This is a genomic window from Propionimicrobium sp. PCR01-08-3 (assembly GCF_030286045.1).
Classification (GTDB): Bacteria; Actinomycetota; Actinomycetes; order Propionibacteriales; family Propionibacteriaceae; genus Brooklawnia.
Map to the genome: position 1 here is coordinate 718,539 of NZ_CP127390.1, position 19,346 is coordinate 737,884.

Annotated in this window: 17 protein-coding genes and 1 pseudogene; all 18 read left to right on the forward strand. The window is 68.7% G+C overall.

The genetic code is table 11. The features are described from left to right. Positions 1–10: 10 nt before the first annotated feature. The 18 genes and pseudogenes from arsA (at position 11) to QQ658_RS03510 (ending at position 19,306) form a co-directional block, all read left to right on the forward strand. Positions 11–2,554 (forward strand): arsenical pump-driving ATPase, encoded by a 2,544-nt coding sequence (gene arsA / locus QQ658_RS03425; protein ID WP_286026275.1) that lies wholly within the window; start codon positions 11–13, stop codon positions 2,552–2,554. Between the two features lie 41 nt (positions 2,555–2,595). Further along, a complete protein-coding gene (locus tag QQ658_RS03430; protein WP_286026276.1) occupies positions 2,596–3,528 on the forward strand; it encodes a helix-turn-helix domain-containing protein in 933 nt (310 codons plus the stop codon). Positions 3,529–3,731: 203 nt separating this feature from the next. Further along, positions 3,732–4,805 carry an ArdC-like ssDNA-binding domain-containing protein gene (locus QQ658_RS03435; RefSeq protein WP_286026277.1) on the forward strand — a complete coding sequence of 358 codons (1,074 nt, stop codon included), beginning with the start codon at positions 3,732–3,734 and terminating at the stop codon, positions 4,803–4,805. A gap of 8 nt (positions 4,806–4,813) precedes the next feature. Further along, the gene (locus QQ658_RS03440) at positions 4,814–5,641 is read left to right on the forward strand and encodes a bifunctional DNA primase/polymerase (RefSeq protein WP_286026278.1); all 828 of its coding nucleotides are present in this window, start codon (positions 4,814–4,816) and stop codon (positions 5,639–5,641) included. A gap of 98 nt (positions 5,642–5,739) precedes the next feature. Continuing rightward, on the forward strand, positions 5,740–6,441 hold the full coding sequence (locus QQ658_RS03445) for a DUF2637 domain-containing protein (RefSeq protein WP_286026279.1): 702 nt from the start codon (positions 5,740–5,742) through the stop codon (positions 6,439–6,441). Further along, positions 6,438–6,836: a hypothetical protein gene (locus tag QQ658_RS03450; protein ID WP_286026280.1), complete on the forward strand. Its 399-nt coding sequence runs from the start codon at positions 6,438–6,440 to the stop codon at positions 6,834–6,836. Before QQ658_RS03445 ends, QQ658_RS03450 begins: the two co-directional genes overlap by 4 nt. A gap of 92 nt (positions 6,837–6,928) precedes the next feature. Continuing rightward, positions 6,929–7,786 carry a hypothetical protein gene (locus QQ658_RS03455; protein WP_286026281.1) on the forward strand — a complete coding sequence of 286 codons (858 nt, stop codon included), beginning with the start codon at positions 6,929–6,931 and terminating at the stop codon, positions 7,784–7,786. After that, the gene (locus tag QQ658_RS03460; RefSeq protein ID WP_286026282.1) at positions 7,786–8,772 is read left to right on the forward strand and encodes a ParB N-terminal domain-containing protein; all 987 of its coding nucleotides are present in this window, start codon (positions 7,786–7,788) and stop codon (positions 8,770–8,772) included. The genes QQ658_RS03455 and QQ658_RS03460 overlap by 1 nt, the downstream gene beginning before the upstream one ends. Before the next feature lie 45 nt (positions 8,773–8,817). Continuing rightward, entirely contained in the window at positions 8,818–9,498 is a 681-nt protein-coding gene (locus QQ658_RS03465) for a hypothetical protein (protein WP_286026283.1), read from the forward strand. A gap of 13 nt (positions 9,499–9,511) precedes the next feature. Continuing rightward, the gene (locus tag QQ658_RS03470) at positions 9,512–11,122 is read left to right on the forward strand and encodes a M23 family metallopeptidase (RefSeq protein ID WP_286026284.1); all 1,611 of its coding nucleotides are present in this window, start codon (positions 9,512–9,514) and stop codon (positions 11,120–11,122) included. Beyond that, a complete protein-coding gene (locus QQ658_RS03475) occupies positions 11,122–11,388 on the forward strand; it encodes a DUF6112 family protein (protein ID WP_286026285.1) in 267 nt (88 codons plus the stop codon). Before QQ658_RS03470 ends, QQ658_RS03475 begins: the two co-directional genes overlap by 1 nt. Before the next feature lie 113 nt (positions 11,389–11,501). Further along, entirely contained in the window at positions 11,502–11,771 is a 270-nt protein-coding gene (locus QQ658_RS03480) for a DUF6112 family protein (RefSeq protein ID WP_286026286.1), read from the forward strand. A gap of 33 nt (positions 11,772–11,804) precedes the next feature. Further along, entirely contained in the window at positions 11,805–13,175 is a 1,371-nt protein-coding gene (locus QQ658_RS03485) for a conjugal transfer protein TrbL (RefSeq protein ID WP_286026287.1), read from the forward strand. A 3-nt stretch (positions 13,176–13,178) separates the two neighbouring features. Continuing rightward, a pseudogene (locus tag QQ658_RS03490) lies at positions 13,179–14,643 on the forward strand (SCO6880 family protein). Positions 14,644–14,698: 55 nt separating this feature from the next. Further along, positions 14,699–15,502: a hypothetical protein gene (locus QQ658_RS03495; protein ID WP_286026288.1), complete on the forward strand. Its 804-nt coding sequence runs from the start codon at positions 14,699–14,701 to the stop codon at positions 15,500–15,502. A gap of 2 nt (positions 15,503–15,504) precedes the next feature. Then, positions 15,505–16,983, forward strand: coding sequence for a VirB4 family type IV secretion system protein (locus QQ658_RS03500; RefSeq protein ID WP_286026289.1), 1,479 nt, complete (start codon positions 15,505–15,507; stop codon positions 16,981–16,983). A 26-nt stretch (positions 16,984–17,009) separates the two neighbouring features. Continuing rightward, a complete protein-coding gene (locus QQ658_RS03505) occupies positions 17,010–17,531 on the forward strand; it encodes a hypothetical protein (protein WP_286026290.1) in 522 nt (173 codons plus the stop codon). Then, positions 17,528–19,306 (forward strand): type IV secretory system conjugative DNA transfer family protein, encoded by a 1,779-nt coding sequence (locus tag QQ658_RS03510; RefSeq protein WP_286026291.1) that lies wholly within the window; start codon positions 17,528–17,530, stop codon positions 19,304–19,306. Before QQ658_RS03505 ends, QQ658_RS03510 begins: the two co-directional genes overlap by 4 nt. Positions 19,307–19,346: the final 40 nt, after the last annotated feature.

The following is a 19,346-nucleotide window of genomic DNA, read 5'->3' on the forward strand; positions in this document are numbered from 1 at the left end:
CTGATCGGAGATGATCGACCTGCTAGACAACCCCCCGAGGTTCATGTTCCTGACCGGAAAGGGCGGTGTCGGGAAGACGAGCATCGCCTGCGCCAGTGCGGTCGAACTCGCCCGACGAGGAAACCGGGTTCTACTGGTCTCAACCGACCCGGCCTCGAACGTCGGTCAGGTTTTCGGCCAGCGGGTCGGGTACGCGATCACCCCGATCTCCGGCGTTGACGGGCTCGATGCGCTGGAGATCGACCCAGAGGCCGCCGCCGAGGAGTATCGCCAACGCGCCCTCGCCCCGATCCGGGACTTCCTCTCGGTCAAGGATCTCGCCGACGTCACCGAGCAGCTCTCTGGGTCTTGCACCACCGAGATCGCCTCGTTCAACGAGTTCACCGCCTTCCTGGCGGGCAACGACATCGCGCAAGGCTACGACCACATCGTCTTCGACACCGCCCCGACCGGTCACACCGTCCGGCTGCTCAAGCTCCCCGGCGAATGGACGTCCTTTCTCGAAGACGGGCTTGGCGATGCGTCCTGCCTCGGTCCGATGGCCGGCCTCGACAAGACGCGCACCACCTACGCCGACGCGCTCACCGTCCTGGCCGACCCGTCCGTGACGAGACTGGGCCTGGTTGCCCGTCCACAGACCTCATCGCTGGCCGAGGCGTCCCGCACCGCCGACGAACTCGCCGAGGCAGGCGTCCATGCCACCCACCTGGTTATCAACGGCATCCTCCCCAGCGAGCCCAACTCCGATGTCCTGGCCGACGCGATCCGCGCCGAGGAGACCGCCGCCATCGCCGCCATGCCCGTCAACCTCGCCGGGCTGGCGATCGACCGGCTCCCGCTGCACACCCGCGACGTGATGGGCCTCGACGCCCTCACCATGCTGCTGTCCGAGACCCCGGACCACACCCCGGCGTTAGTCGTATCGCGCGCCAACGCCCCCGTCGACTCGTCGGATTCTCTGGCCGCGACGATCGATCAGCTGGCGGTCAAGGACCACGGATTGATCATGGTGGTCGGGAAAGGCGGCGTCGGGAAGACTACGATGGCCGCCGCGATCGCCGTCGGTTTGTCCGACCGCGGCAAGGACGTGCTGCTGACCACCACCGACCCCGCCGCGCATCTCGCCTGGACGGTCGGCGAAGCGGCATCGTTCGAGGTGTCCAGCATCGATCCCGTCCAGGCAGTGGCCGACTACCGACGCCACGTCATGGAAACCAAGGGCCTGAGCCTGGATGCCGACGGTCGGGCCAACCTCGCCGAGGACCTGCGCTCGCCCTGCACCGAAGAGGTGGCCGTCTTCCAGGCCTTCGCCGCAGCCGTCGAGCAATCCGCCCACCGGTTCGTGGTCATGGACACCGCCCCCACCGGACACACCCTGCTCCTCATGGATGCCACCGGCTCCTACCACCGCGAAGTCGTCCGCAACCTGCCCGAGCAGGCCGGGCTCACGCCCCTGGCCCGGCTCCAGGACCCCGACAACACCAGCGTCATCGTCATCACACTGCCCGAGACGACCCCCGTCCTCGAAGCCACCGGCCTGGCCGCCGACCTCACGCGAGCCAACATCACCACCTGGGGATGGATCGTCAACCGCTCCCTCACCCCGACCGGCACCACCAGCGCCCTACTGGCCGAACGGATCAACGCCGAACAAGCACCCCTGCGAGAGGTCCAGGCGCAGACCGGCCGGGTCGCCGTCGTGCCCTACCGCGACACCCCTCCCGTAGGTGTGAACCAGCTCCGGCAGCTCTCCACTGCCTCGGACCGGGACGCCGGTCACACGGTTCGTGAGCAGGTACGCCTCCGCTACGCGCAAGCCGCAACGGCAGTCCGCGCCGGCGCTCACAACGCCGACCTGCTGGCGGACAGCACCTGCTGCTCACCCACTTCCTGCTGCGGCAATCCCAGCGCTGACGTCGGTGGCTTCGGGGCCGGGCTCTACGACGCGACGGAGGCTGCCGAGTTGCCCCTGGAGGCGATCGAGGCGAGTCTGGGATGTGGCAACCCAACCACGGTCGCAGAGCTGTGCGAGGGCGAGCGCGTTCTCGACCTCGGTTCCGGCGGCGGAATCGATGTCCTGCTGTCCGCACGCCGTGTCGGCCAGTCCGGATTCGCCTACGGCGTTGATATGACCGACGAAATGCTCGACCTGGCGAGCACCAACGCCGCGAACGCCGGAGCGACCAACGTCGAGTTCCTCAAAGGCACCATTGAAAATGTACCCCTACCCGACGGCGCAGTCGACGTCGTGATCTCCAACTGCGTCATCAACCTGTCCACAGACAAGCCGGCCGCCCTGGCGGAGATGTTCCGTGTGCTCGCTCCCGGCGGAAGAATCGGCATCTCCGATGTCGTCGCCGAAGACCATCTCACCCCGGCCGAACGAGCCGAGCGCGGTTCATACGTGGGGTGTATCGCCGGCGCGCTCTCCAAGAGTGAATACCTCCAGGGCCTCGCCGCAGCCGGATTCACCGACCCTACCGTCGAGTTCACCCACCAAGTCGCCGATGACATGCACTCAGCGATCATCCGCGCGACGAAGTTGGTGCGTTAGCTTCCGGAACCTTCGAAGAGTGAGCTCGCTGGGGATGAGCCATGGAGGCAAGCAGCGGTGAGATCGACGGTGCAGCGAGCGGCGTGGTTCGGTGGCCGGTGCGCGTCGAGACCGGCCACTACGCGCACCCTGTAGCGCCGGAAGTATATGATTGTGTGAAGTTCCTGCTAGCCCGCGAGGGCTCAGGGACCATCACCGGTGACTGGGGCGAGCGTCGGTTCCGCGTGGGTGATCTGATGCTGGTGGGCTCGGGCTTGGCTATTGGTGGCGCACCGGACGGGACGGCAACGACCTCGACAATCTTTGCCGACAAAGACTACGTAATGGATCAGGTGTACTGGCGCTACGCCGATGTGTTGCAGGACCGGACGGCAGCCGAGACCGTGATGCAACGCGCGTTCGGAACGGGCACAATCATGATCCGTCTGAATGGCCCGCTGGCAGCCACCTTTGCCGCGAGAATCGATGAGATCGAGCGGGCGCAGACGATGAGAGAGTTCCATCGGATGCAGGCCGCCTTTGCCGAGATCTTGCATCTGCTCGGGCAGTTGTTGCCGTGGAGTCCGGCGCCGTCGCTACGAACCCTGACACACGGGATCGCGGCGATGGTAGCCCGTCGCAGCGCCACGCGACCCGCGCGCAGCGAGGTGCTACAGGTCCGCAACGCCATCCAGTGCGATCTGGCCCACCGTTGGCTCGTCGCGGAGATGGCCGCCACGGCACATCTATCGGTGCGGCAACTACAGCGAGTGTTCGCCGAGTCGCTGGGCGTGTCCCCGATCACCTTCCTGGGATTGTTGCGCACCAAGGAGATGGCCCGAATGCTTCGTGATACCGAGATGACAGTCGGCGAAATGAGCAGAGCCGTAGGTTGGCGCAGCCGGAGCCACGCTCGGTCGGTGTTCGCGATGTCAACGGGAATGACACCCGAAAGGTACCGGCAGATGGTGCGTGGTCGGGATCACGACGCGTAGCGCCGGTATCGCGCCAATGTGACGCCCGCCGTCTCGCCGCCTGGTCCGCGCGTCGGATAGGCAGGGATGACGCCAAGTTCCCTGCCGCCACGACTCTCGGCACCCCTTCTCTGTGTTGCTGACTGTCCCCTCCAGGCTGCCTTGGCGCACCTTCCGGACACCGCCCCCATCCCGGAGGCAGCGCCGGCTGAAGGACGCAAATCATGGTGACCAACGACGAGGGGCGTGCCGCCCGCGAAGCAAAACTCGAATACCTCCACGACACACTCGCTACCACCGTGGAGGCGCTGGTCTCCGCCGAAGACTGGGTGCGGGCGTTGGAGTTCGCGGCGCGGTTCCGGTCGCGCTCGTTCAACAACACGCTGCTGATCTGGGTCCAGCACGAGGCCGCGTTCGAGGCCGGTCGGGTGCCCGACCCCATGCCCTCCTATGTGGCCGGGTATCGGCAGTGGCAGCAGCTCGGCCGTCAGGTGCAGAAGGGTCAGCAGGGCTACATGATCTTCGCCCCGGTCACTGGTCGCTTCGCTTCATCGAACCCGGCTGATCCGTCGTCGTGGCGCAGGTTGGGGCCGCGGGAGAAGCACAAGGTCAACGAGGTCGTTCGCACGAAAATGGTGGGCGCCCGGCCTGCTTACGTGTGGGATGTGACGCAGACCGAGGGCGATCCGATACCCGAGATTCCCGCGCCGAAGCTGCTGGATGGCGAAGCCCCGCTGGGGTTGTGGGACGGTCTGGCCGCGCAGGTCGAGGCGTTGGGGTTCGAGGTCGTGCGGGTGCCGGACGCCGGACAGATCGGCGGCGCGGACGGCGTGACCAACTACACGACGCGGCAGGTGTCGGTGCGCACCGACGTGACTGAGGTCAACCAGGTGGCCACGCTGATCCACGAGCTGGCGCATGCGCTGATGCACGACCCGAAGGACGAGGAGGCCCGCCAGCACGGCGGCATCCGTGAGGTGGAAGCCGAGAGCGTGGCTCTGATGATCGGTGCCGCACACGGCATGGACACCAGCGGTTACACGATCCCGTATGTCGCGGGGTGGGCGTCGTCGGTCAAGGACACCGAACCTGCGGAAGTCATCAAGGCCACCGGCGAGCGGGTACGGAAGACGGCGCTGGGCATTCTCGACCAGCTCGATACTTTCCAGATCGCCAACGGCACACCACCGGGCCTCACCCGCGCTACACCGGCATCGGGGGCGTCGTCGCGTTCGGTGGCACCGTTGCGCGAGCACCGGCCCGCAGGTGCGCCGGCATTGGCAGGCCGGGGGCTGTGATGGCTGGCTTGGAGGCGCTGGAAGTGCTCGCGAAGGCCGGTCGTGGCTGGCGGCTGCCTCATGCGGCGTTGCTGCTCGCTGAGAACGGGGTGCCGGTGTTCCCGTGCGTGTCGGGAGGGAAGACGCCGTTGATCCGGGACGGGCGGGGATTCCTCGACGCGACGACCGACCCCAAGCGGGTGCGGGCGTGGTGGCGGCGGAGTCCGTGGGCGAACATTGGCATCCCGACCGGCGCCGCCTCGGGCTTGGTCGTGGTGGATGTCGATATGCACGGCTCAGCGAACGGCATGGAGTCGTTCGTCCGCGTCGGCGACGCCGGCTTGGTCGAGGGGTGGGGTGTGTTGGTGGGCACCCCGACCGGCGGGCAGCACGCCTACTTCCCGACGATCCCGGGGGTTGAGCAGCGGTCCTGGCAGGTCGGCAGTGCGGGTATCGACTTCCGTGGTGACGGCGGCTACATCGTTGCGCCGCCCTCGGTGCGCTTGATCGATGGTATCCCGATCCGGTACAAGGTGGCGGTCGAACACCTCGGGTCGGCGTCGCCGGTGGACTCGGTGCGGCTGCGGGACTTTCTTGATCCGCGCGCCACTGTGGCGGCGCACCCGGCGTCTGGTCGGGATCGCGATGGCGCGGATGCGGAGCGGCTGGCGGCATGGCTGGGTCGGCAGGCGACGGACCGGAATCTGAAACTGTTCTGGGCATCGTGCCGTCTCGCCGAAGGCGGCGTTCCGGTCACCGATGCGGTGGATGCGTTGGTGACCGCCGCGCAGTCGGACTTCGGCGAGCGGGAAATCACTCGCACGGTCTACAGCGCCTATAGAAGCGTTGGTGCGTGAGTCCATCGGTGTGGGCCTGCTGATGCTTCTGGCTCGTCTGCCGATGGGTTCGCTCGCTGTGATCGCGGACCGCGGGTGTCGGCGGCGCGGGGCTTGTCGTGACTGGGTGGCGTGGCCGTAGATGGGCGGTCATCACGTCGGTCGTCGGGACCGTGTTCATCGCGGTCGGCGCGTTCTGGTTGAGCTTCACGGCGTTGGCGGACCTCGCGCGGCGAGCTGGGATCGGTGCCGGGCAGGCGTGGGCGTGGCCGTTGATCGTCGATGGCGTGATCGTCGTCTCCACCGTCGCCGTGGTCGCGCTCGCGGGCGAGCGGGCGGCCTGGTATCCGTGGACGCTGCTGATCGGCGGGGCGGCGGTGTCGGTGACCGCGAACGCGCTGCACGCGATCATCGCCGCTGACGCCGACATACCCGCCGGGCTCGCGGCGGCAGTCGCGGCCGTCCCGCCCGTGGTGCTGCTGGCCTCGACCCATCTGACCGTCGTCCTCATCCGCACCACCACCCAGCCCGCTGCCGGGGCCGCCAGCGTTCGTGAATCGGTCGCGCTCGAAGCCGCGCCGACCAAACCGCCTCCCGTGGCATCGCCAACTCCTGAGCTGGCGCGGCTCGTTCCCGTCGAGGCGCAGGATCGTCGGGTGCGGGCTGCGGAACTGCGGGAGTCGGGGTGGTCGAACAAGAAGATCGCCAGGTCGCTCGATGTGCACCCCTCGACGGTGGGGCGCTGGTTCGCCGGCGCGCACCAACCTGATGAGCCCGAGCAGCCACGCTCTGAGGCCATCTTGGAGGGAGCGACACCATGAGCACCGACGACCTGATGCGCGAGCAACCACCCCGTCGCATCGAACCCGAACAGGCAAAGAAGCCCGACACGGAAGCGGTAGAGCTGGCGGGGACGCCGGATGCGGTCATGCAGGAGACAGCCCGCCGGCAGGCGGTGCGGGAACGGCTGGATCGGGTGCGCGGCCGAGGCGTGGAGTGGGTACGTCCGACCGATCTGATCGTTCGCAGTAGCGGAACGCTCGCGGGGCGTGGGATCGAGTTCAACAGCGAACAGGGCCGCCGTTTCCGCTCGACCCTGGCGGTTGGTGCGCGGTCGGTGTCGGAGCGGGCGAAGCAGTTGCCGCCGTTGTCGGCGTTTGGTCGTCGCGGTCAGCACGTCGAGGGGCCGGCACGGTCCGGGGTCGGGATGAGGTAACGGGGTGGTGATGAGTCATGGACACCCAGCACGACGGGGTGATGGTCGCCAGGGGCGGCCGGCGCACCTGTCTGCCAGGAGGTGCCTCGACTATGACCACGACGACAACGACGGCGACCGATCCTGCGGGTGAGGACTACACCAGCGGTGAGGGCCTGCGCGCCCTGCTGGACCGGCTCCACGACGCCGGCCCCGGAGCGTGGAAGCGCGACCCGGTAGCCGCCGAGCTGATGGCCTATGCGGCGCAGAAGTACACGCCGCTGGCGCGCAAGCACGGCCTGGACCCGTGGGAGGCCGCATCGGCGGCGTTCGACGTGATGCGCACCCGCGCCGCCCGCGAGGCCGACGACCCTTGGGGCGTCGTGACTCATGCGGTGCGGATCACCTGCATTGCCGAAGAGCGCGGCCAAGGGCTGCTGTGCTCGGTGCATCAGGCGAGGCGTCCGCACGTCTCCTGCTTCCACGACCCCGAACGGCTCTCTGAACGGGAGAACACCCTGTCGGACTACCACCCGGCGTTCCACGTCACCGACCCTCACCACGACGACGTGGTGGATGCGGATGCAGGTGAGCCGGCGTCGGTCACCGGCGCTGTAGAAGACGCGATCTTGTTGTTCGTGCTGCTGGGCTGGCCCGAGGGCACCGCCCGCCCAGCGATCGAGCACGTCTGCGAAGCCCTCGGCCGGATCGGGTCACGCACCGGCACCTATGAGACGTTGCGCCGCGACCGGCACGCCCGCGCCCTGCTCGATGTGCCCGCCGCCTCGTGGACGGTGCTGCTGCGGGTACTGCTGGGCCGCACCACACCCGGCTACGGGGCGACCGGAGAAGGACGCGGCATCCTGCTGCGGCTGCTGATCGGCGAGGGCCTGCCCGTCCTGCTGGGCGATGACGGGCTCGTGGCCACCATCAGCCACGCTGCGCCCCACACCCGACGTAGGAGTGCGTGATGAGCGCGGCGACGGGACACATCGAACTCGACCGGACCGTCGAGTCGATCCAGGTCGGCCGCCGGCACCGCCAAGACCTCGGTGACCTCGACGCCCTCGCCGCGTCGATCGAGCGCGATGGGCTGCTGCAACCCATCACCATCACCCCAGACGGGCTGCTGGTGTGCGGGGTGCGGCGACTGGCTGCGATCAGACAGCTCGGCTGGCGCACCGTCAGCGTATGGGTGCGATCGTCCATCTCGGACAGGTTGGGGCACCTGCTGGCCGAGCAGGACGACAACCAGCTCCACAAGACCCTCTCCCCGTTGGAAGCCGCCGGCCTCTACCGCGAAATCAAGGAACTCATGACCGAGGACGCCGCCCGCCGCGATCAGGCGACGCAGTTCTCGTCCGAGAATCAGCCCCGGTGGAACGGGGGTGGAAACTTTCCACCCCCGTTGACCCCGCCGGGCAAGGTCCGCGAGCAGGCCGCCGCGATGATCCCCGGCGCCCCGTCGTACAAGACGATGGACAAGATCGGTTACCTGCAACACCTCGCCACCGACCCCGACGCTCCTGACCCGTTGCGCGCTGAGGCGCAGGCGGGGTTGGTGAAGATCGAGGCCGGCGGGCCGGTCGATCCGGTGTATCAGCGCATCCGCGACATCCACCAAGCCAGCGACGACGCTCATCTGCACGACCTGGCCGAACAGGCTCTCGCCCGCGTGGACGCCGAGACGAGGAAGGGCAAGAAGAAGCCGAAGAAGCCTCAGCCTGTTGCGCCGGTGGTGCCGGACGCCCGGTATGCGGTGCGGGCGTTCGTGCTGACCTGGACCGAACTCGATTCGTGGTGGCTGCACTACGACCTGGACGAGCTCGCCGCCCAGCTCACCGACGAGCAAGCCGAAGCGTTCTACGCGACCGCCGAAGGCACCCGCCAGTTCGCCACCGACCTCCACGCAGCACGGCAACAAGAGTCAAAGGTTCCGCGCCTACGCGCCCTCTGACCTCTTGCGCCGGGATCGTGGTCGGTCGGGGTGCACCTGACGGGCATGAAGACTTCTCCCTCTCCGTCGTTTCCGCGTGGCCGCCTGATCGCGCTGATCGCCGCAGGCCTCGTATTGCTGATCCTCGCCGGGGTCGGCATCTACGGCCTCATCCTCGGCCCGCGCACCACCAACACTCCAACACCCGACCCCGCGTCGTCACCGTCTCACACGCTCACACCGCACGGACCATCGTCGCCACGGCTGCCGGTCGTGCCGCGGTCGGCGGACCCCGAAACGTTCGCCCGCAACGTCGCGGAGGCGATCTTCGCGTGGGACACCACCAGCGGTCTGATGCCGTTGGACTACACGGCCGCGATCCTTGATGTCGGTGACCCGGCCGGCACCGAGCAGGCGGGTCTCGCCTCCGACCTGGCGATGTATCTGCCGACGCGGGAGGCGTGGATCGAGCTGTGCAAGCACGAGACCCGCCAACACCTCGTCATCGGCCGCGCGGTGATCCCGGAGGCGTGGGCCGATGCCGTGGCGCAGGCGCAACCCGGTCAGATCGCGCCCGGGACGGCCGCGTACACGATCGAGGGCACCCGGCACCGCCACGGCCTCTGGAACGGCGAGCCGGTGTCCAGTGAGCAGGCGGTGTCGTTCACCGTGTTCATCGTCTGCGCCCCGACCTATCCGACCTGTCACCTGTTGCGGCTGTCCCAGCTCGACAATCCGCTGCGATGAGGACGGGTCTGTCGTGTTCAAGAAGTTCGCTGTCCTCGCGCTCGCCGCGCTGTTCTTCGGCCCCGCGATGCTGCTGTTGGCGATCGGGGTGCTGATGAACCCCGCCGCCATCGCCGCCTGCACCACCACCGGCGCACTCTCGGTCGGCAACGTCCCTGACAGCCTCCAGGTGACCACCGCGGACGGCTACACCTTCACCCTGAACAAGCGGCAGCTCACCCATGCCGCGACGATCATCACGGTCGGCGGCCGGCTCGACGGCGTGGGTCGGCCTGGGGTGAAGGTCGCGCTGATGGCGGCGCTCACTGAGTCCACGCTGCGGATGCTCAGCAACACCAGCGCCTACCCCGAGTCCGCGAACTATCCCAACGACGGCAACGGCGGCGACCACGACTCGCTCGGCCTGTTCCAGATGCGACCCGCCGCCGGGTGGGGCACCGTCGCAGAGTTGATGGACTCGAACTACCAAGCCGCCGCGTTCTTCGGCGGCCCGGACGGCCCCAACTATCCGAGCCCGCGCGGGCTGCTCGACATTCCCGGCTGGGAACGGATGGACCCCGGGGAGGCGGCCCAGGCGGTTGAGGTCAGTGCGTTCCCGGACAGGTATCGCAACTACGCGCCGGTCGCTGATGCGATCCTCGACACTCTCACCCTCACTGGCGGGCGGGGCGGCCCCGTCATCGGTGTGGCGGAGTCGTCGCGGGTGGTGTTCCCGCTGCCGGAGGGAACGTGGGTCAAGACCGACGACTTCGGGCCGCGTATCCACCCGATCACTGGTGAGCCCTCGGTTCATACCGGGCTCGACCTCGGCGCGGCCGATGGCACCCCGATCCTCGCCGCCGCAGACGGCACCGTAACTGTCGCGGAGTACAGCGGTGGCTATGGCGGCCTGATCGTCATCGAGCACACCATCGACGGCCAGACCGTCGCGACGGCCTACGCGCACATGTGGCTGGGCGGCATCCACGTTCACGTTGGCGATCGGGTGAGCGCCGGGCAGCACATCGGCGATGTCGGCTCCTCGGGCATGTCGACCGGCGCGCATCTGCACTTCGAGGTCCGTCCCGGCGGCACGAACGGCGAGGCGATTGACCCGGCCGGGTGGCTCAACGCGCACGGCGCCGCGAACCTCCCCGAAGCCGCCACCGGCCCCGCCGCAGGCTGCCAGACCGGCACGGCCGGCGCGCCGACCCCGTTGACGGGTGACCCGGATCAGATGGTGGACGACCCGACCAGTGGCGGGCAGATCACCGCGCGGCTCGCGCACCTCATGGCCCAGACCAAAGCGGCGTTCCCCGACACCGGGTGGGGCTGCTACTCGCCGAGGCCCGGCACGAAGTCCGAGCATCCGTTGGGGAGGGCGTGTGACATCACCTTCGGCAACGCCATCGGCCATTACCCGACCCCGGCGCAGTTGGAGGCCGGCTGGCAGGTGACGAACTGGATGAAGGACAACGCCGAACTGCTCGGCGTGGAGTATCTGATCTGGCAAGGCAAAATCTGGTCCCTCGCCCGCGGCGACCAAGGCTGGCGGCCCTACAACGGCGGCGGGATGCATGACCCCGGCAACGTCACGGGAGGCCACTTCGACCACCTGCACGTCACCGTGAAAGCGGGTGCGTAATGGACGTGTTCCCGGACTTCGACGGACTGGCGGGGATCGGTGATCTGAAACAGGTCGTCGGCGCGCTGTTCATGTTCGTGCTCATCATCGCCGTACTCATGCTGATCGTCTCAGCGGTCTGCTGGGCGATCGCCGCCGCGCACGGTAACTACTCCGCCGCCGCCAAGGGCAGGGTGGGCGTGCTCGTCGCACTCGGGGCTGCGGTGCTCGCCGGCGGCGGAGTGGCGTGGATGAACTGGCTCATCGCTCTCGGCCAACGACTCTGACCCCTGACCTCCTGGCCCGCCCCTCTCGGGGCGGGCCTTCCGCATGTCCGGGTGCTGGTCGGCGGGGTGCACCTGTGGGCAGAAGCAACCCTCAGCGTGAATGGAGAACCGTCGTGATCGACATCGACCCCAATGGCACCGGCCTTCCCGGTATCGAACAGCTCCGCACCATCGTCGGTGCCGTGATGACGGTGGGCCTGATCCTGGCCGTCCTCGCCCTGATCGTCTCAGCGGTCGTGTGGGCCTACGGCGCGAACAGCTCCAATCCGCACTTGGCAGGTCGAGGCAAGATCGGCGTCCTCGTCTCCTGCGGTGCAGCGATCATCTGCGGCGCGAGCGTCGCGCTCATCAACTTCTTCTGGGGCGTCGGCCAAGCCGTCTGATCCGCAACGTCCGCGAGGAAGGCAGGTCTTGTCATGGGCATTTGCGATGTCCCGGTGATTTCCACCGTCTGCGACGTGGCGGGCGAAGCCGCCGCCACGCTGGTGTCGGCCCCGTTCGACTGGCTCGCCAGCGCGATGGCCGGCGCGGCTGGGTGGCTGTTCGAGGCCGTCTGGTCGGTCTTCGACACCACCACGCTGGTGGACGTGCAGCGGCCCGGCTTCGTGTCGGTGTTCAACCTCGTGTTCGGCATCGCCGTGTTCGTGATGCTGCTGTTCTTCGCCTTGCAGCTCATCACCGGCATGATCCGCCGCGACCCCACCGCTCTCACCAGGGCGGCGCTCGGCCTCGGGAAGTCCGTGCTCGGCTCCTTCGTGGTCATCACCTTGACCGCGCTGCTGCTGGAAATCACCGACCAGCTCTGCGTCGGCATCATCCAAGCCGCCGGCGAAACCACCGAGACGATGGGCGACAAGATCGCCGCCCTCGTCCTGGCCCTGTCCGGCCTGTCCATCGCCGCACCCGGGGTTGGAGCGATCATCATGATCTTCCTCGCCGGCCTGGCGATTGCATCAGCGGCGATCGTGTGGCTGTCGTTGCTGATCCGCAAGTCGCTGCTGTTGGTCGCGGTCGCGCTCGCCCCATTGGCATTCTCTGGGTCGTCGTGGGACGCGGCACGCGGCTGGGTCGGCAAGTGGGCCATGTTCGTCATCGCCTTGATCTTGTCCAAGCTCGTGCTGGTCGTGATCTTCCTCGTCGCGATTACCCAGGTCGCCGCACCGATCGACCTCGACCTCGACCTGGCCTCCGTATCCGATCCGCTGTCCGGGATCGTGCTCATGGCCTTGGCGGGATTCGCCCCGTATCTGATGTATCGGTTCCTCGCGTTCGTCGGCACCGACTACTACGGCCAGGCCGGCGCTGAGGACGACGCCAAGCGGGCACTGAACCGGCCCATCCCCGTTCCCTCCAAGCCGTCCGGCGACGGACCGAAGAAGGTACTCGACGGCCAAACCAACAGCGGCGGCGGTGGCGGCATAGGGGGAGGTGCCGGTGCACCACCGAAGCCCACTCCGACCGCGGGAAGTGGCGGCGGCGCAAGTGCTGCCGGTGCAGGAGCTGGCGCGGGCGGAAGTGCCGGAGCTGGAGCCAGCGCGGGCGCCGGAGCCGGGGCGGGCGCTGCGGCTGCGGGTCCGGCGGCTGCGGTCGTGGTCGGTGCGCAGGTGGTGAAGGGTGCCGCTACGGCGGGGCCGAAGGCCGGGACGATGCTGGCGGGTGAGGCCGAGACGACCGCCGCCGGGGGCGGGCAGGCCAGCGCACCGCCACCGCCCTCGACACCTGCGCCGACCGCTCCACCGAGCCCGCGCCCGGCAACCCCGACCCCACCCAAGCCGACGAAGGAGTGACCGATGGCCAGTCACGCGAAAGAGACCGCCGCGCCGGGCGAGCTGGTGCCGGTGAAGTTGAGCCGCCTCGCCCGTCGGGGCGTCCTGTTGGGGTTGTCAGTCGCTCAACTCGTCACCCTCGGCATCGGCGGCCTCACCCTGATCGGCGCGTTCTACGCCGACGGCGGGATGCTGCTCGCTTACACCGCCCCCGTCTGGCTGCTCTGCGCGGCATTGACCTGGATACCTGTCGGCGGGCGTCCGGTCGTGGAGTGGCTGCCGGTCACGTTCTGGTGGCTGTGGCGGGTCACGGGCGGGCAGGTGCTCTACCGCCGCCGCATCGTCCGGCCTCGTCCCGCCGGCACCCTCGCGTTGCCCGGCGACGTGGCGAGGCTCCGCGAGTACACCGACCCAGAGACTGGGGCGTGCATGATCCACGACCCCCACGCCGCCACACTCACGGTGGTCTGCGAGGTGACGCACCCCGCCTTCGTGCTCCTCGATCCGGGCGAGCAGGAGCGCCGTGTCACGACCTGGGGCCGCGCGTTGGCGACGGTGTGCCGTTCCGGGAGGATCGCGACCCTGCAAGTCCTCGAACGCACCCTGCCCGACTCGGGCACGGGGCTGGCGGAGTGGTGGACCGCGCACGGCACCCCGGACGGCTCGTGGGCCGCCGACACCTACGCCGAGCTGATCGAGCGTGCCGGCCCTGCCGGGGAACGGCACGCCACCACCATCAGCCTGTCGCTGGACATGAAGGCCGCCGCCCGGCAGATCAGGACCGCCGGTGGCGGCATCAAGGGCGCCGCCGGCGTGCTGCGGCAGGAGATGTCCACGCTGGTATCCGCGTTGCGGTCGTCCGACCTCGCCCCGTCCGGCTGGCTCGACGCCGGCCAGATCGCCGTCATCCTCCGCTCCGCCTACGACCCGGCGGTCACCGTTGGAGCGGCACGGGCAGATCGGCTGCGACCTCGCCACCGCCGGCCCGGTCGCAGTCACCGAAACTTGGGGCAACCTGCGCACCGACTCCGCCCATCACGCCGTGCTCTGGGTCTCCGAGTGGCCGCGAAGCCTTGTCTATCCCGGCTTCGCCGCCCCGATCCTGCTCTCCACCGGCATCCAGCGGGCCGTTTCACTGATCTACACGCCGATGCGCTCCGACCAGGCCGCCCGCGACATCCGCCGCAAGAAGGTCGAATACATCTCGGATGCCGCACAGCGCGCCCATCTCGGGCAGATCGAGGATGCCTCCCAATCAGCGGAGTTCCAAGACGTGCTGCAACAGGAAGCCGACCTCACCGCCGGGCACGGTGTCTTGCGCGTGACCGGCCTCATCAGCGTGTCGGCACCGAGCATCGACGACCTCGAAGCCGCCGTCGCCGCGATCACCCAAGCCGCCATCCAAAGCTCCTGCGAAACGAGGCGGCTCGTTGGCCAGCAAGCCGCCGCGTTCACGGCGGCGGCGTTGCCGCTGTGCCGCACCGTCTGAACCCAATCGTGCACCTGGCCGGTGTCCACACCACTGATGAACGAAGGAGCCGGTCATGCCGACCTTTGACAACCCCCTCGCTGACGCCGCCGAAGCCTCCGAGGCGCTGCGTGGTTTGGCGCACGCGACCCGAAGCTGGGATGACCCCGCCGACACCTACCGGGTGATCGGTGAACTGGCCGCCGGCGTGCGATCCCTGCACCAGATACTCGGGCAGCTCGCCACCGCCCATTCGCGCCGCCACGACCAAGTGAGCACCGACGACGGCGACCGGGCCGCCGGAGCACAGGCCGCGCTCGCCGCCGCCGCCGGGTTCGAGCGGGCCGCCGCACTGATCGACCAGGCCGACGATCAACTCTCGGCCGCGTTCGTGCAATCGGGCCGGATCGTCTGGCACCCGCGCCCGATCCCGGCCGAGCGGTGGATCACCGTCGTGTTCCTGCAAGGCGAGGAAGCCGACCGACCGTTGCGCATCCTCGGCGAGCTGGGGCACGTCGACGCGGTGGACTACCTCGCCCAGTGGGACTACGGAGACGAGACCACCCAAGCCGCGCTCGAGAACGGGTACGTCTACGACGAACCCGGCGCCGGCACCAACGACCGGGTGATGCCCTCGGGTGACTACGCCTTGGTCGTCAACCCGCACCTCGGCTACGTCTCCCTCCTGCGCCGCCACACCGAACCCGCCCCGGAGACCGACGAGCCCGAAAGCCCAACGCCCACGCAGGGTGGCCCCGAACTGCTGATGTCGTACTCGTCGCCGGGCGCACCGAGACGGACGACAACGCCGCCGAAGCAGGAGGCGTCATGGTTCGAACCGGCCAAGATCACGGCCGTCAAGCAGGCACGAGGCCTGTGACGATGAGCGCGGAGCAGGAGAAGCTGCACACCTCGGTGCTCGTCGCTCCCGCGTCGGAGCGGCGCAAGTACCGCAAGCAGCGCCGGCAGGCCGCCGCCCGGCTGGTCGCCGAGCAACGTCGCGTCGAGGTCGAAGCCGCCAAGACGAAGGCCGAGGCTGAGCGGGCGGAGCGGCGGGCCACGACGTATCTGCCGAAGTCCGGCGAACCCGGCCCGGCGGCGCTCAGGACACCGGGCAGGTTCCGGCTTCCGCGCCATCAGGACACCAGCGCGGTGCTGGCGGCGCAGTATCCGTTCCTCGCCGAAGGCGGCCTGGGCAGCCAGGGCGTGTTCGTTGGGCAGGACATGTACTCCGGCGGGAGCTTCGTCTATGACCCGTGGGAGTTGTACCGGCGGGGTGTCATCACCGCGCCGAACATGATCCTCGCCGGGATCGTCGGCTCCGGGAAGTCCAGCCTCGCCAAGTCGCTCTACACTCGGTCGTTGCCATTCGGTCGCAGGGTCTATGTCCCGTGCGACCCCAAGGGTGAGCACACCGCCGTCGCGGAAGCGGTCGGCGGAAAGGCCATCGTTCTCGGCCACGGGCTGCGCACCCGGCTGAACCCGCTCGATGAGGGCCACCGGCCCTCGGGTCTGTCGGATCGGGAGTGGGCGTCCACGTTGGCATCGCGGCGTCGTGAGCTGCTGGGCGCGCTCGCGGAGACCGTGCTCGGGCGGGGTCTGTCGCCGTTGGAGCACACCGCCATCGACACCGCCCTCACGGCGACGGTGCGAGATGCGGAGGTGCCGATCCTGCCGATGGTCGTGGACCGTCTACTCACCCCAGCACCCGACGTTGACGAGGACGGGCGGCTGGCGGAAGATGGCCGGCTCGTCGCTCACGCGCTGCGCCGCCTCGTCGGCGGTGACCTGGCCGGCCTGTTCGATGGCCCCTCGACGGTGCGGTTCGACCCGTCGTTGCCGATGGTGAGCCTCGACCTCAGCCGGGTCGCGGAGAACGCCGCCCTCCTGAGCGTGTTGATGACCTGCGCGTCGGCATGGATGGAAGCGGCGCTGATGGACCCCGATGGCGGGAAACGCTGGATGATCTATGACGAAGCCTGGCGCCTCATGGCCCACCCCGCGCTGCTGCGCCGGATGGATGCGCAATGGCGGCTCGCCCGCCACTACGGGCTGGCAAACATGCTCGTCTTCCACAAGCTCTCCGACCTCGACAACGTGGGCGATCAGGGCTCGGCCATGCGCTCCCTGGCGAGCAGCCTGCTCGCCAATGCCGAGACGCGCGTGATCTACCGGCAAGAGTCCGACCAGCTCTCCCTCACCGCCAAGACCCTCGGCCTGACCGGCACCGAACAGCACCTCCTACCCGGACTCGGCACCGGGCAAGGGCTCTGGCGCATCAAAGAACGCTCCTTCGTCGTCCAACACCAGATGCACCCCGATGAGTTGGCCTTGTTCGACACCACCACCCGGATGATCTAGCGATTCAGCGGGTGCACCTGCCGGGCATGAAGCGAAGCGAACCCGACCAGCCGCCCGTCAACATCCCGACCGTCGTGCTCACGGTGCACGAGGACGGCATTCTGACCGCCACCCTCGACAGCACACCGCTGACGCCGCCTCAGTGGGCGCCACCGTGGCGACGTGAGTCGTTCCCGCAGATCATCGACCAGGCCAGCAACGACCGCACCCGCCCCATCCGCGTCGAGGTCCGCGAAGCAGACGGCTCAGTGTTCACCGACCTCATCACCGCACGACCCCGCCGCGCCCTCCCTGAACCGGAGCAGACGGTCGAGGCGAAGCCCACGCCGGCCCTGCCGGTGTTCCATCAGGTCGAGGGCGACGGGTTCGTGCCCGGCGAGGATGTCGCGGTCGCGATCATCACCGGCCACACCGACGCCGCGTACACCGGCACCGCCCGCGCCCTCATCGACCCCACCAACCCGCTCCCAGAGCAGACGACAGGGCGATTCGAGGTGCTGCTGCTCGGACGTATCTCGGGTGCCACGGTGATCCGGCGGCTGCCATGACCGGCGAAGGCCGGCAGACCGGATCGTTCGGGGACGAGCTGACCAACGCCGCCATGATCGGCCTGGTCGCCCTCTTCGGAGTCGCGCTCGTCCTCCGCGCCGCCGGCACGATCACCGCCTGGCTCACCGGCACCCCTCAGCCCGAAGGCGGACTCGCGGCCGGGGTCGGGGTGCTGGTACATCCCGGCGACCCCGGCACCGCGCTCGACGCGGACGGTTTGAACCCGGTCGTCTACTGGGTCGTGACCGGAGCCATGCTCACGCTCCTCATAGCACTCGTGGTGTTCGTGTGGGTGCGGGTGCGTCGCTTCACGCACCGGGCCGAGCAAGACCCGCGCCGGATGGCCGGGATCGCGACCCGCCACGAAGTCGCTACCGCGGCATCGGAGAAGGCGCTACTGCGACGCGCCGGGAACCTCCGACCCGGCCTGACCGACCCGAAACCAACCGATGTCGGGTACCGGCTCGGTTCCTCGAAAGGCGTGGGCGTGTGGGCGTCGGTGGAGGACTCAATCATGGTCATCGGCCCGCCCCGCTCCGGCAAGGGCCTGCACCTGGTGATCCCGGCGATCCTCGACGCACCAGGCGCCGTCGTCGTCACCAGCACCCGGCCCGACAACCTGACTGCGACCCTGCGCGCCCGCCGCCGGATCGGCCCGGTGGCGATCTTCGACCCCCAGCACTTGGCCGAGGGCCTGCCTGCCGGGCTGCGCTGGTCGCCGATCCGGGGGTGTGAGTCGCCACAGACAGCGATGATCCGCGCCACTGGCCTAGCCGCCGGCACTGGCTTGTCCGCCGGCGGGGTCGATAGTGGCGGGTTCTGGGAAGGGAAGACGAGAGCCGCGTTGCAGGCTTTGCTGCACGCGGCGGCGATCGACAACCGGCCACCCGCCGAACTGTTCCGCTGGACCCTCGACCCCACCGCCGCCGCGGATGCGGTGGCAATCCTGACCGGCTCCACTCGCGCCGCGACCGGATGGGCCGAGTCCTTGGAGGCGATGATCGACTCCGACCCCCGCACTCGCGACTCCATCTGGCAAGGCGTGTCCCTCGCTCTTGGATCGCTGGCTGATCCGCGCGTCCTCGACGCCGTATCGCCAGCCGAGGGAGAAGGGTTCGACCCCGAAGCGTTCATCCGCGATCGCGGAACCCTGTTCCTGTTGGCGACCGGCTCGGGTGCCGGAGCATCTGCGGCGCTGGTGGCTGCGTTGGTGGAAGACCTCATCGAGACTGCCCGCCGTCTCGCCGCACGCTCACCCGGTGCCCGGCTCGATCCGCCGATGCTGCTGGCGCTGGACGAGATAGCCAACCTCTCACCCCTGCCGTCGCTGCCGACGCTGATGGCCGAAGGCGGTGGGTCGGGGATCACCACCATGCCCGTCTTGCAGTCGCTCGCCCAAGCGCGGGACAAGTGGAACGAGCACCAAGCCAACGCGATCTGGGACGCGAGCATCGTGAAAGTCATCCTCGGTGGCGCGTCCAACTCCCGCGACCTGCAAGACCTGAGTGCCCTGGTCGGGGAACGCGACGAGTACACCGACTCGGTGACGCTGGGCGATCACGGCACGCGCTCCAACCAGCGATCCGTGCGCCGCGTTCCGATCTTCCCACCCGACCGCATCCGCCGGCTGCCGTTCGGTACCGGGGTCGTGCTGCTGCGCTCCGCACCACCCATCGTCGCCGACCTGTATCCCTGGCCGAAGCGTGCTGATGCCGACCAGCTCAAAGCCGACCGTGCAGAGATTGAAGCCCTCCTGCGTCGCACTGAGAACTGACCAGGAGGCGATCGCGCACCTTCCCGCCACAGCGGCCCGA

Excerpts from the sequence above, each read along its gene's own strand:
- QQ658_RS03430 (WP_286026276.1), top strand. The coding sequence starts at position 2,596 with ATGGAGGCAAGCAGCGGTGAGATCGACGGTGCAGCGAGCGGCGTGGTT.
- QQ658_RS03450 (WP_286026280.1), top strand. The coding sequence starts at position 6,438 with ATGAGCACCGACGACCTGATGCGCGAGCAACCACCCCGTCGCATCGAA.
- QQ658_RS03495 (WP_286026288.1), top strand. The coding sequence starts at position 14,699 with ATGCCGACCTTTGACAACCCCCTCGCTGACGCCGCCGAAGCCTCCGAG.
- QQ658_RS03465 (WP_286026283.1), top strand. The coding sequence starts at position 8,818 with ATGAAGACTTCTCCCTCTCCGTCGTTTCCGCGTGGCCGCCTGATCGCG.
- QQ658_RS03435 (WP_286026277.1), top strand. The coding sequence starts at position 3,732 with ATGGTGACCAACGACGAGGGGCGTGCCGCCCGCGAAGCAAAACTCGAA.
- QQ658_RS03460 (WP_286026282.1), top strand. The coding sequence starts at position 7,786 with ATGAGCGCGGCGACGGGACACATCGAACTCGACCGGACCGTCGAGTCG.
- QQ658_RS03475 (WP_286026285.1), top strand. The coding sequence starts at position 11,122 with ATGGACGTGTTCCCGGACTTCGACGGACTGGCGGGGATCGGTGATCTG.
- arsA (WP_286026275.1), top strand. The coding sequence starts at position 11 with ATGATCGACCTGCTAGACAACCCCCCGAGGTTCATGTTCCTGACCGGA.
- QQ658_RS03510 (WP_286026291.1), top strand. The coding sequence starts at position 17,528 with ATGACCGGCGAAGGCCGGCAGACCGGATCGTTCGGGGACGAGCTGACC.
- QQ658_RS03500 (WP_286026289.1), top strand. The coding sequence starts at position 15,505 with ATGAGCGCGGAGCAGGAGAAGCTGCACACCTCGGTGCTCGTCGCTCCC.
- QQ658_RS03455 (WP_286026281.1), top strand. The coding sequence starts at position 6,929 with ATGACCACGACGACAACGACGGCGACCGATCCTGCGGGTGAGGACTAC.
- QQ658_RS03505 (WP_286026290.1), top strand. The coding sequence starts at position 17,010 with ATGAAGCGAAGCGAACCCGACCAGCCGCCCGTCAACATCCCGACCGTC.
- QQ658_RS03485 (WP_286026287.1), top strand. The coding sequence starts at position 11,805 with ATGGGCATTTGCGATGTCCCGGTGATTTCCACCGTCTGCGACGTGGCG.